This is a genomic window from Algoriphagus hitonicola, from assembly GCF_900113375.1.
Taxonomy (GTDB): Bacteria; Bacteroidota; Bacteroidia; order Cytophagales; family Cyclobacteriaceae; genus Algoriphagus; species Algoriphagus hitonicola.
Genome location: NZ_FOPC01000003.1, coordinates 307,079 through 318,502, shown reverse-complemented (window position 1 = coordinate 318,502; position 11,424 = coordinate 307,079). Strand labels below are relative to the sequence as shown.

Genomic DNA, 11,424 nt, shown 5'->3' with positions numbered 1-11,424 from the left:
ATATTTGAAAAATACTTGATCGCATTCGTATTATCTTGCATTGTAATTGTTATATCTATTTGAAATAAATGTTTTAGAAATTATGAAGAGAGTTATAGCCATTTTCATTTTAGTCCTGTTATTGGATGCTTGTTCGAAAGTGCCGATTACAGGAAGAAGTAGACTTTCGGCGGTTTCTCATGAAGAAATCATGCCTTTGGTCAATGAGCAATACGACAGTGTCATTAATGAAGGAAAAGTCCTAACAAATACTGCTGACGGCAGAAAAGTGGTCGAAGTAGGAAGTCGTATTTCCAAGGCAGTTGAAAATTTTCTGGTTCAAGAAGGATATGGTGACATAGTCGATGAATTTGACTGGGAATTCAACCTATTGGAATCAGAGCAAATCAATGCTTGGTGTATGCCGGGAGGAAAAGTTGCGTTTTATACGGGAATTTTACCCATTACCAAAAATGAAACCGGCATTGCAGTCGTAATGGGCCATGAGATTGCTCATGCAGTGGCATCCCATTCACAGGAGCGGATGTCAAATGGAATGGCAGCCAACCTAGGGTTGAGCATATTCTCAGCGGCTATGGGTCAAAATCCAACGATGATGCAACAATTACTTCTTCAGTCAGTAGGTATCGGTAGTCAGTTGGGAATGCTAAAATTCTCCAGAAAGCACGAATTGGAGGCCGATGAATTGGGTCTTTTATTTATGGCAATGGCAGGATATGATCCCCGAGAGGCCCCAGTATTTTGGGAGCGAATGTCAGCTGCCGGAGGAGAAGCGCCGCCGGAGTTTCTCTCCACTCACCCCGGTCCGGATCGACGGATTGAGCGCCTGAATGCAAATATGAAAAAGGCGATGGAATATTACGAGCAAGCCAAATAACACCAAAAAAAGCCCTGAAAATTTAAAACTTTCAGGGCTTTTTTTTATCGATGAGTAAGGGATCTCAGTCTGACTTGAGTGAGTTTTCGCTTGGTATCCAGCGGGAAATCTCCCCGCATCATCCAGTCATAATAGCCCGGTTCTTCTTTGAGGACTTGCTCGATGGTTTTTCCCTTATGCTTGCCAAAGTTAAAGATTTCGACTCCTTCTGAATTGTAGATAAATCGACCGGCAAGATCAATCATTTTTTCATTGAGAAGTTCATGAAGTTTTTTCATGTCATTTTCAAAAATCCCAATCTTGTTCCCCTGAAGATCTTCTACTTCTTCGCCTACATAGCGCTCGACCTGAGCTCTGAACACGTCTAGAGTTGCCAGCGTATCTGCTTCGGCACTGTGGGCATTTTCCAGCGTTTTGTTACAATAAAACTTATAAGCCGCGGTCAGATTCCGCTTTTCCATCATAAAAAAGATCTTCTGAGCATCCAGGAGATTTCGCTTATCCAAGTCAAAATCAATTCCTGCTCTAAGAAACTCTTCGACTAAAAGTGGGATATCATATTTCAAAACATTGAATCCAGCCAAATCAGCCGAACCGATAAATTGATGAATGTCTTTTGCCAGGTCTTTGAAAGTTGGGGCGTTTTTGACATCCTTGTCATAAATCCCGTGAATCAGAGAAGCCTCCATCGGAATAGGAATGCCCGGATTGACCTGCTTGGTATAAATGGTTTGACCTCCGTCAGGCTTTACTTTTACCATAGAAATCTCCACGATACGATCCGTGCCCACATTGGTACCTGTGGCTTCCAAATCAAAAAATACTACCTCGTTTCTTAAATTCAATTTCATTTTTCTTCAAATTTTATCAAGATCCCCTGGAGATCCATATTGTCGTAATTTCCCGAACTCATCAACAGTAAATTGCTATTGGCGTAATTCAGGCCTTCAAGGTACGATTTTAAAGCTTGACTATCAGTGAATAATTTTAAATCGTTCCGTTCAAAACCTTTTCTCAACGTCTCCTCATCCATCAATTCCAGTTTTTTTAAGGCGACTGCGTGAGGATTTAAATAAATGATTGCTTGATCCGCCGAATCCATGCTGCCGGCATAATTTGGCAGAAAATCCTTATTGAGCGAAGAGTAGGTATGCAATTCCTGGACAGCAATTAATTGCCGGTCTGGGAATTGATTTTTAACCGCAGAAGCTGTCGCTTTGAGTTTGGATGGAGCATGGGCAAAATCTCTGTACAGGGCCCGATCCTCTTGTGATTTAATGAGTTCCAGACGTTTTGCAGCACCTTTAAAGGTTTGTATGGAATCATAAAATTGACTTTCGGTCAACCCCAAAGCCTCACAGATTTTTTTAGCACCTTGGAGATTTTGCAGATTATGCTCCCCAAAAAGATGGATAGGGATTTTATTTTCTTGCACGGTCAAAAAAGTCTTTCCATTCTTAATCGTCGCGGGATGCGCATGGTAGGGATTTTTCTTTCCCTTGACCGTACTTTTTTCGATAGCGTCTTTGACCAATGGATCTGCCTCGCAGTAAATAATTTCTCCCTTTTCGGGAGTCAGATTGATGAATTGGCGGAATTGATCTTTGTATTCCTCAAAATCCGGGAATACATTGAAATGGTCCCAGGCAATTCCTGATAGCAAAGCAATGTCATGCTGGTAATGAAAAAACTTTGGTCTACGATCGAGGGGAGAAGTGAGGTATTCGTCTCCTTCGATAATGATGATCGGAGCATCAGAAAGCCGGACCATCAAGTCAAATCCCTCAATCTGAGCCCCCACCAAATAATCGAAGTTTACTCCTTGGTCTTTGAGCACATGGAGAATTATCGAGGTGATGGATGTTTTGCCATGTGAACCTGCTATGACTACGCGCTTTTTGTTTTTACTCTGATTATAAATGAATTCAGGGAAGGAATAGACAGGGATTCCGAGTTCACGCGCTCGGACGAGTTCAGGATTATCAATTCGGGCATGCATACCCAGGATAATTCCATCGAGTTGAGTGGTGATTTTCTCAGGAAACCAACCGTAGGAATGAGGGAGGATTCCAGCCCGATCCAGTCTGGAGCGGGAAGGTTCGTAGATTTCATCGTCGGAACCAGTTACCTGATATCCCTTTTGGACCAAGGCAAGTGCCAAATTGTGCATGACAGCCCCTCCGATTGCAATAAAGTGGTAGTTCTTCATTTTTGGTTTTCTCTTGCTTCAAACTTAGTTATATTTTTTGGGTGATCGGAATTGATTTTGAAAATTGAGCGGGATGTTTCGGGATTATTTTTGTCAGTGAGCGGTCGTTTATTTTTGAATGAATCCAATGAATTCATTTTCAAAAGCAGCTTTTGCTTTTTTACTCTTGAAGATCTTTTAAAATGCCCTAATTTCGCGTCATAAATTTTTCCTTATGCTTGATTATAAATTTGCCTACCTGTCCCTGGCGCTTTTGTATATGCTGGCTTGGCTGGGTGTATTTTGGAAAACTCCGTGGAAAAGTGGAATGATCAAAGTGGGCTTTATCGGCGGAATCATGGGGGTAATTGCTGAGGTTTGGTATTTTAGGGATTACTGGAGGCCGCCCACTTTATTTTCCGATGGAGGCATGATCGGGATCGAAGATTTCATCATTGGATTTGCGCTTTTCGGGGTAGGAGGATATATCCATACCGCTTACACTAGAAAAGAAATCGATTTTGAACGCGAAGAGCCTGCAAAGAATTTTCATTTCTTTATTTTATTTCTTTTGGGTAGTGGGAGCTTGACCTTATTCAGTATTGGATTGGGTTTTCATTCGGGCTACGTCACCTTTATTACCTTTTTTCTGCTGTCAGTTTACATATGGATTCAGCGGCCGGACTTGATTGGTATTTCTATTCAGTCGGCCTTTCTTACCTTGGGGATTTCCTTTATTATTTACTTTATCAATTTCAATCTGCTTTTTCCGGATTTCTGGACCAAGTATGGAATGCTGGAAAAACCAATTCTTGGGGTGAGAATACTGAATATTCCACTTTCGGAGATGCTGTGGCATTTTACCTGGGCGATGCTATGCAGTATGTTTCGAGGATATAGAAATGGGGTGTATTACAAATCCTATGATCCTCAGGTGGATTGATTTTTGTTGATAAGTTTGGGAAAAATTGTTTAAAACTCTTGACCGAAAGCCGATACATTTGTTAGATGTCCGATAAGCCAACCAACCAACGTATTCCCCGAAAGAAGCCCACTTTTGAAAATCCCTCCTCGCTGGGAAAAATCCCCCCTCAGGCCATTGATCTTGAGGAGGCAGTCCTTGGAGCTTTGATGCTTGAGAAAGATGCGCTGACCAATGTCATTGATATTCTGAAAGTAGAATCTTTTTACAAAGACGCCCATCAAGTCATTTTTCAGGCGATTTTGGATCTTTTTACGGATTCTCAGCCGATTGATTTGTTGACCGTGACCGCCCAGCTTCGTCGTAATGGCACGCTGGAAGTAGCTGGTGGTGCATTTTACATTACCGAACTCACCTCCAAAGTTTCTTCCGCTGCCAATATTGAATATCACGCCCGAATCATCACTGAGCAGTCCATCAAGCGTGAAATGATCAAAATAGCTTCTGATATTCAACGGGATGCTTTTGAGGAAACGACGGATGTTTTTGAGCTTTTGGATAAAATGGAGCAGTCTCTTTTTGAGATTTCCGAAAAAAATATCCGGAAGAATTATTCGGATATGAAATCCATTATGCGGGAAGCCATTGCGGAGATGGAGGCCAAAAAAGATCAAAAAGACGGGCTTACCGGAGTTCCTTCCGGATTTACAGCCTTGGATCGAGTGACATCGGGTTGGCAAAAATCCGATTTGGTAATTATCGCTGCACGTCCGGCGATGGGGAAGACGGCTTTTGTATTATCGGTTTTGCGAAATGCCGCCGTGGATCACAATAAACCTGTGGCGATATTCTCCTTGGAGATGTCCTCAGTCCAATTGGTCAATCGTCTGATTGCTTCTGAAGCGGAATTGGATTCCGAAAAAATCAAAAAAGGTTCTCTCGCAGAGCACGAATGGGCGCAGTTGGTCCACAAAACGGCCAAACTTTCCAAAGCTCCACTTTTTGTGGATGATACGCCGGCATTGTCTATTTTGGAGCTGCGGGCAAAATGTAGAAAACTCAAAGCCCAACACGATATTCAAATGGTGGTGGTCGATTACCTTCAGCTGATGTCGGGTGATACCGGAAAAGGCGGATCAGGTAATCGGGAGCAAGAAATTGCGAGTATTTCGCGGGCATTGAAGAAGATTGCCAAGGAACTCAGTATTCCTGTGATTGCGCTTTCGCAGCTTTCCCGAGCGGTGGAAACGCGAGGGGGAGATAAACGACCTCAGCTTTCTGATCTCCGAGAATCAGGTTCGATCGAGCAAGATGCCGATATGGTCATGTTCCTCTATCGTCCGGAGTACTACGGAATTACCGAAGACGAGGATCACAACTCTACCTTGGGGGTAGGTGAGGTAATTATCGCCAAACACCGGAATGGATCATTGGAAAATGTGAAACTTCGGTTTATCGGCAAATACACCAAGTTTACAGATTTGGATAATTTTGGAAATTTCCCTGAAAAACCGGGCGCCGATTTACCGTATGGAGGTAAATTCACTCCTGCATCGAGTGGGGCTTCAGATTTTGATCGTCCAAACACCATCAAAATGTCAAGCCGTGCAAATGACGATATGGATGACTTTATGAATCCAAATACGAAACCGTCAGATTTTTAATCATGAAAGGTATCGTTCTCAATAGATCTCTTCCTGGACAATTGGAGGAATGGAATTTTGATTCTTTTTCGATCAAAGAGAATCAAGTAAAAATCCAAATTAAAGCTGCTGCGCTAAATCATCGGGATGAGTGGTGTCGTCAAGGATTGTATCCCAATCTTAAAGATGGTGTAATTCTCGGGTCAGATGGTTCGGGGATAGTTTCTGAACTCGGGTCAAATGTAAAACATCTTGCCTTAGGGCAGAAAGTGATTGTAAATCCTGCCTTGAACTGGGGGGATAATCAGAAGGCACAGGCTAAGGATTTTCAGATTATCGGGATGCCAAATCATGGGACCTTGGCAGAGGAGTTAGTCGTTGACTCGGATCGAATATATCCCAGGCCAGACCATTTGACTTGGGAAGAAGCGGCGGCCTTGCCTTTGGCGGGTTTGACAGCTTATCGCGCGTTGTGTTATCAAGGTCAGGTAAAATCCGGGGAAAAAGTGTTAATCACGGGTTTTGGTGGTGGGGTAGCTCAGTTTGCCACTCAGTTTGCGTTAGCTTTGGGAGCGGAAGTTTATGTCAGCAGCAGCAGTGCTTACAAGATCGAGAAAGCCATCAGCCTAGGAGTAAAAGCCGGGTTTAACTATCAGAATGCCGATTGGACCGAAGAGGCCAATTCAAAGGTTGGCGGCTTTGATTTGATGATCGATGGAGCGGCTGGAGACCCGTTAAATGATTTGATCAAAGTGGCTTCTCCTGGAGCTAGGATTGTTTTTTACGGTGCTACTAGAGGAAATCCGGGAAAATTGGAAGCCAGAAAGATATTTTGGAACCAGTTGAAAATCATGGGAAGTACCATGGGTTCTGATCAAGACTTTGAAGAAATGTTGGACTTGGTCAATCGAGATAAAATCAAACCTATTGTAGACCAGGTTTTTTCTTTTGATCAGGCAGTCCAAGCTTTTGACAAAATGAAAGCAGGTGACCAAATGGGGAAAATTGTTTTAAGGCCTTAGATTTCTTTATAGGTTTCTTTAAATTCTTTGTGGGCGATCCGGTAGATTTCGTCTTTCTCAGGTGGCAAGACCAAAAAATCTTCGGGTTTGGCGATACTTAATTCCCCCCAAGGTGCCGTAAAGTCCAACACATCTTCAGCACCAAATTTTTGAATATCTTCTGCGGTGATTTGGATGGCCCAGATAAATTCACGAAGCTGATAAGTTGCCCAACCTTCTGATAAGGATTGCGTGATTTGGTATTTGCGTTCAAACACATTTTTTCGAACCAAATACATTTCACTGGTGCTGGTTTGATTTTCAACAAAATAATCTCCCTCTTCCGCAATATTTTTGGTTTTGATCCCATCCGAAGTTTCGGTGACAACTTCCATCCCCTTGGGCGCAAGTTTGGCTTTGATCAAGGTGTTTTTTTTATAGCGCTTTCCTTCCTTTTCTACCTTTGGGAGGAAATATTCCAACATTTTTTCTTGGCTAATTTTCATCTTATGCTTAGTTCTGTGGTTGAGGTAAAATACAAAATAGGATGTATTTTTCCTTCCGATCTATTTTAAAAATCCTAAAATCAGCGATCAATTCAAGTGATTTTACTCACACTGATCGATTTTATAATTTCACTCATCTTCCAAGTCGTATTCAAAAAGAAAATTCTGATATCTGTTTTTTAATTCACGCAGTGCCTTTTGATCGGACTGGCTTTTTGCCAATTTAATTCCCTCTTTGAAAAAAATCTGTGCATTTTCGATTTCTTCTATATTTTCAAAAAACTCTGCTGCAGTATAGTAGAGCGGAAGATAATTCGGGAATTTTTGACGGATCTCCAGAAAAAGATTCCTGGCCTCAGTAATATTGGTTTTTTGGTATTCCAAAGCCAATCCATACCAATTAAATGGATTTTCAGGTTCCTCGTTTATAAATTGTTTTAAGAGTTTTATTCGGGGTAAATTGGGCATAAATAGTTTTTTTAATTACCTTCTGACTGTTAATTTCACGCGAAATAAATCTTAAATAATCTAATCCTAAACCAATGAAGATTCTTGTTTGTATCACTCACGTACCAGATACGACTTCCAAGATTCAATTTACTGCCGATAATACAAAATTTGATACCACTGGAGTTCAATTTATCATCGGGCCATATGACGATTATGCTTTAGCCCGCGCAGTCGAACTTAGAGATCAAACTGGAGGGAAGTTGACCGTACTGAATGTAGGAGAGGCTGAAACCGAGCCTACGCTTCGCAAAGCTTTAGCCATCGGAGCAGATGAAGCCATTCGGGTCAATTCTTTCCCAAAAGATTCATTTTTTGTCGCTCAGCAAATCGCACATTTTGCCAAAGAAGGGTCGTATGATTTGATTTTGATGGGAAGAGAGTCCATTGATTTCAATGGGGGAATGGTTCACGGGATGGTCGGTGAGCTTTTGAATATGCCGTCTTTTTCGCCGGTTATGAAACTGGATTTGGATGGAACTACTGTAAAAATGGCTCGTGAAATCGAAGGCGGAAAAGAAATGCTGGAAGCCCAGCTTCCTTTGATAGCAGGATGTCAAGAGCCCATCGCCGAATGGAAAATCCCCAATATGCGAGGAATTATGTCAGCTCGGACCAAGCCATTGAATGTAGTGGAAGCGGTCTCTGAACAAACTCAGGCGGAGACCAAAAAATACGAACTGCCTCCGGCAAAAGGAGCAGTGAAACTAGTGGATAAAGACCAAGTTTCCGAATTGGTGAAACTGCTCAAAAATGAAGCGAAAGTGCTTTAATTTTAATCATTTATTTTATTAATAATCAATTAGATATGTCAGTATTAGTTTATATAGAACATGCCGAAGGGAAAGTAAAAAAGACCAGTTTGGAAGCGGTGTCCTTTGCGCATGCCTTAGCCCAGAAAACCGGAGAAGGAGAAGTAGTAGCCGTAGCGCTAGGTAGTATTGATTCTGCAGAATTGGTAAAAGTAGGAAGTGCTGGTGCTACCAAAGTATTGCATGCCGGAGATGATCGTCTGACCGCAGGAGTGATTCAAGCCCATGCTTCGGCTGTGGCTCAGGCATTCGAAAAAGTGGGTGGGAAAACCCTGATTTTAGCCAAATCTTCCCTAGGCGATGCGGTCGCAGCTCGACTAGCAATCAAGCTTGAGGCTGGTTTGGTATCCAATGTCGTTGAATTGCCGGATACTAGCTCTGGATATACTGTCAAGCGAAGTATTTACACCGGGAAGGCTTTTGCATTTACTGCTCTGACCACGGAAAAGAAAATTTTAGCAATTAAGAAAAATGCCGTTGATTTGAAAACCGATGGGGGAGATGCCTCCGTCGAACCGCTGGAGGTGACGATTTCTGATGCTGATTTTGCTTCAAAAATTACGAATACCGAGCGGGCAACAGGAGATGTGCTTTTGCCGGAAGCTGATATTGTGGTATCTGGTGGTAGAGGAATGAAGGGTCCTGAAAACTGGGGAATGATCGAGGATTTGGCCAAAACGCTGGGTGCAGCAACGGGCTGTTCCAAGCCGGTTTCTGATATTGGATGGAGACCACACCATGAGCACGTCGGACAGACCGGTATAAAAGTCGCCCCATCTTTGTACATAGCAATAGGAATTTCAGGAGCTATTCAACATCTTGCAGGTGTAAACTCCTCCAAGTGCATTGTCGTGATCAACAAAGATCCTGAGGCGCCATTTTTCAAGGCGGCAGATTATGGAATAGTTGGAGATGCGTTTGAAGTGGTTCCTAAGTTGAATGAAGCACTAAAAGCTGAACTATAAAATTTTGTGGAAAAACTCATAGAACTTGAGATTTTAGGTCTTTCTTCCAATCACTCTCAATCTGGGTCTTTTACCTTGGTTCTGGGGGAAATAGGAGGTATCAGAAGATTACCGATCGTTATTGGCATGTTTGAGGCGCAAGCGATTGCGTTGGAAATCGAAAAAATCGTTCCCAATAGGCCCATGACGCATGATTTGTTTAAATCCTTTGCCAATGGATTTAATTTTAATCTAGATCGAATCGTGATCACTGATATGAAGGAAGGGGTTTTTTATGCCAAAATCCAATGCAAAAGTGAGGCGGTCGAAGCAGAAATCGATGCTCGTCCATCAGATGCCATAGCGATTGCGATAAGATTTGGCTGTCCGATATTTTGTAGTGCCAAAGCCATGGCAGAGGGTGCTGTCGAGCATTTCGAAGTAGAAGGAGAGGAAACCAAACCTCCACAGTCTGGTCCTAGTCAAAAGTTCTCAGCTAAAAAAGAGCCTTCTTTGAAAGATTTTAGTCTGGATAAGCTCAATCAGATGCTTGACAAAGCGATTTCAAATGAGGATTATGAAAAAGCGGCCCGAATACGGGATGAAATAAACAAAAGAAACTAAGCAAATATTAAAGTCCTGAGAAATCAGGACTTTTTTCTTGAATAGGACTTGCCTATTTTTAGCGCTTGATTTGAAAAAACAATCACATGGATTATATCAGAGGAGTCTTCGGACTAGTGGTCATCGTTTTGGTGGCTTATATTTTTTCAAATAACAAGCGTAAAATTGACTGGAGATTGGTTGGAATAGGAATTATTCTTCAACTGGTTTTTGGATTTCTAATTACAAAAGTTCCTTTCATTGCTAGCGGATTCGCCCTGTTGAGTGAGGGTTTTGTCAAGTTTTTGAGTTTCAGTGAGGACGGTGCTCGGTTTATATTTGGGGATCTGGCTGGAGATAGTTTCGGGTTTATTTTTGCCTTCAAAGTTTTGCCTACTATTATCTTCTTCTCTACTGTCTCTGCCGGTTTATACTATTTGGGTGTTTTACAAAAAATCGTGTTTGGAATCGCCTGGGTTATGGCTAGAACCATGCGCCTTTCTGGACCGGAAAGTCTTTCTGCTGCTGGAAATATTTTTCTTGGACAGACGGAAGCCCCGCTGCTAGTTCGGCCTTTTATTCCTCAAATGACCAAATCCGAACTCATGTGTCTCATGACAGGAGGTATGGCTACGATAGCAGGAGGAGTTTTGGCGGGGTATGTGGCTTTTTTGGGAGGTGATAGTCTGGAAGAGCAAAGTCGCTTTGCGGCATATCTCTTGGGGGCGAGTATTATGAATGCTCCGGCGGCCATTGTTTTATCCAAGATTTTTATCCCTGAGGTAGAAAAAGAACGATTGGAGGAAAAACTCGAAGTCAATGAGGAAAATCTCGGTGTGAACTTGATCGATGCCATGTCAATCGGTGCTTCCGAAGGCTTGAAATTGGCCTTAAACGTAGGGGCGATGCTTTTGGCTTTTATCGCTGTGATAGCGGCGGTCAACTACATTTTGATGGGGCTTTTTGGAGAAGTCACAGGTTTAAATAGTTTCGTGATGAGCTCGACCAATGGACAGTTTTCGGGATTTTCACTGGAGTATATCTTTGGACAGGTTTTTAGATTATTTGCTTGGGTGATCGGGGTGGAATGGGGTGATACCCTCCAAATCGGCAGTTTGCTGGGTCAAAAGACTGTGATTAATGAATTTGTGGCTTACCTTAGTCTGGCAGAAATGAAAGAAGCCGGGAGCTTGGCCCCAAAATCCATCGTGATTGCCACTTACGCATTATGTGGATTTTCAAATTTCAGTTCGATTGCAATCCAATTGGGTGGGATCTCGATCATTGCCCCTAATCAGCAGGCAAACATCAGTAGGTTGGGATTAAAATCCCTGGCCGCTGCATCCTTGGCTTGTTTGATGACTGCAACCATCGCAGGAATGTTATTCTGATCTGGAGATTCAAGTCAAAAAAAAGCCTGA

12 protein-coding genes are annotated in these 11,424 nt (G+C 42.4%); 8 read left to right on the top strand and 4 right to left on the bottom strand.

The annotated features are described in order from the left end of the window. Nucleotides 1-82 precede the first annotated feature (82 nt). Nucleotides 83-877: a M48 family metallopeptidase gene (locus BM043_RS06270; protein WP_092789854.1), complete on the top strand. Its 795-nt coding sequence runs from the start codon at nt 83-85 to the stop codon at nt 875-877. 44 nt (nt 878-921) lie between these two features. On the opposite strand, the gene BM043_RS06265 is transcribed toward BM043_RS06270, so the two are convergent. Both BM043_RS06265 and BM043_RS06260 read right to left on the bottom strand, forming a co-directional pair. Next, the gene (locus BM043_RS06265) at nt 922-1,728 is read right to left on the bottom strand and encodes a 3'-5' exonuclease (protein WP_092789852.1); all 807 of its coding nucleotides are present in this window, start codon (nt 1,726-1,728) and stop codon (nt 922-924) included. After that, nucleotides 1,725-3,086, bottom strand: a complete 1,362-nt coding sequence (locus tag BM043_RS06260; RefSeq protein ID WP_092789851.1) for a UDP-N-acetylmuramate--L-alanine ligase — start codon at nt 3,084-3,086, stop codon at nt 1,725-1,727. The genes BM043_RS06265 and BM043_RS06260 overlap by 4 nt, the downstream gene beginning before the upstream one ends. A gap of 214 nt (nt 3,087-3,300) precedes the next feature. Here BM043_RS06260 and BM043_RS06255 point away from each other — a divergent pair, with 214 nt between their 5' ends. From BM043_RS06255 to BM043_RS06245, 3 genes are all read left to right on the top strand, one after another. Continuing rightward, nucleotides 3,301-4,008: a lycopene cyclase domain-containing protein gene (locus BM043_RS06255; protein ID WP_092789849.1), complete on the top strand. Its 708-nt coding sequence runs from the start codon at nt 3,301-3,303 to the stop codon at nt 4,006-4,008. Nucleotides 4,009-4,073: 65 nt separating this feature from the next. After that, nucleotides 4,074-5,651: a replicative DNA helicase gene (gene dnaB, locus BM043_RS06250; RefSeq protein ID WP_092789848.1), complete on the top strand. Its 1,578-nt coding sequence runs from the start codon at nt 4,074-4,076 to the stop codon at nt 5,649-5,651. A 2-nt stretch (nt 5,652-5,653) separates the two neighbouring features. Beyond that, complete coding sequence (locus BM043_RS06245; RefSeq protein ID WP_092789846.1) at nt 5,654-6,652, top strand: quinone oxidoreductase family protein; 999 nt, start codon at nt 5,654-5,656, stop codon at nt 6,650-6,652. Here BM043_RS06245 and BM043_RS06240 read toward each other — a convergent pair. Continuing rightward, entirely contained in the window at nt 6,649-7,137 is a 489-nt protein-coding gene (locus BM043_RS06240; RefSeq protein ID WP_092789844.1) for a hypothetical protein, read from the bottom strand. The genes BM043_RS06245 and BM043_RS06240 overlap by 4 nt on opposite strands. Nucleotides 7,138-7,266: 129 nt before the next feature. After that, on the bottom strand, nt 7,267-7,605 hold the full coding sequence (locus tag BM043_RS06235; RefSeq protein WP_092789842.1) for an enzyme of heme biosynthesis: 339 nt from the start codon (nt 7,603-7,605) through the stop codon (nt 7,267-7,269). A 74-nt stretch (nt 7,606-7,679) separates the two neighbouring features. Here BM043_RS06235 and BM043_RS06230 point away from each other — a divergent pair, with 74 nt between their 5' ends. The 4 genes from BM043_RS06230 (at nt 7,680) to BM043_RS06215 (ending at nt 11,394) form a co-directional block, all read left to right on the top strand. Continuing rightward, on the top strand, nt 7,680-8,417 hold the full coding sequence (locus BM043_RS06230) for an electron transfer flavoprotein subunit beta/FixA family protein (protein WP_092789841.1): 738 nt from the start codon (nt 7,680-7,682) through the stop codon (nt 8,415-8,417). A gap of 35 nt (nt 8,418-8,452) precedes the next feature. Beyond that, nucleotides 8,453-9,421, top strand: a complete 969-nt coding sequence (locus BM043_RS06225; RefSeq protein WP_092789839.1) for an electron transfer flavoprotein subunit alpha/FixB family protein — start codon at nt 8,453-8,455, stop codon at nt 9,419-9,421. 6 nt (nt 9,422-9,427) lie between these two features. Beyond that, nucleotides 9,428-10,024: a bifunctional nuclease family protein gene (locus BM043_RS06220; protein ID WP_092789837.1), complete on the top strand. Its 597-nt coding sequence runs from the start codon at nt 9,428-9,430 to the stop codon at nt 10,022-10,024. Between the two features lie 86 nt (nt 10,025-10,110). After that, the gene (locus BM043_RS06215; RefSeq protein WP_092789836.1) at nt 10,111-11,394 is read left to right on the top strand and encodes a NupC/NupG family nucleoside CNT transporter; all 1,284 of its coding nucleotides are present in this window, start codon (nt 10,111-10,113) and stop codon (nt 11,392-11,394) included. The last annotated feature ends 30 nt before the right edge of the window (nt 11,395-11,424 follow it).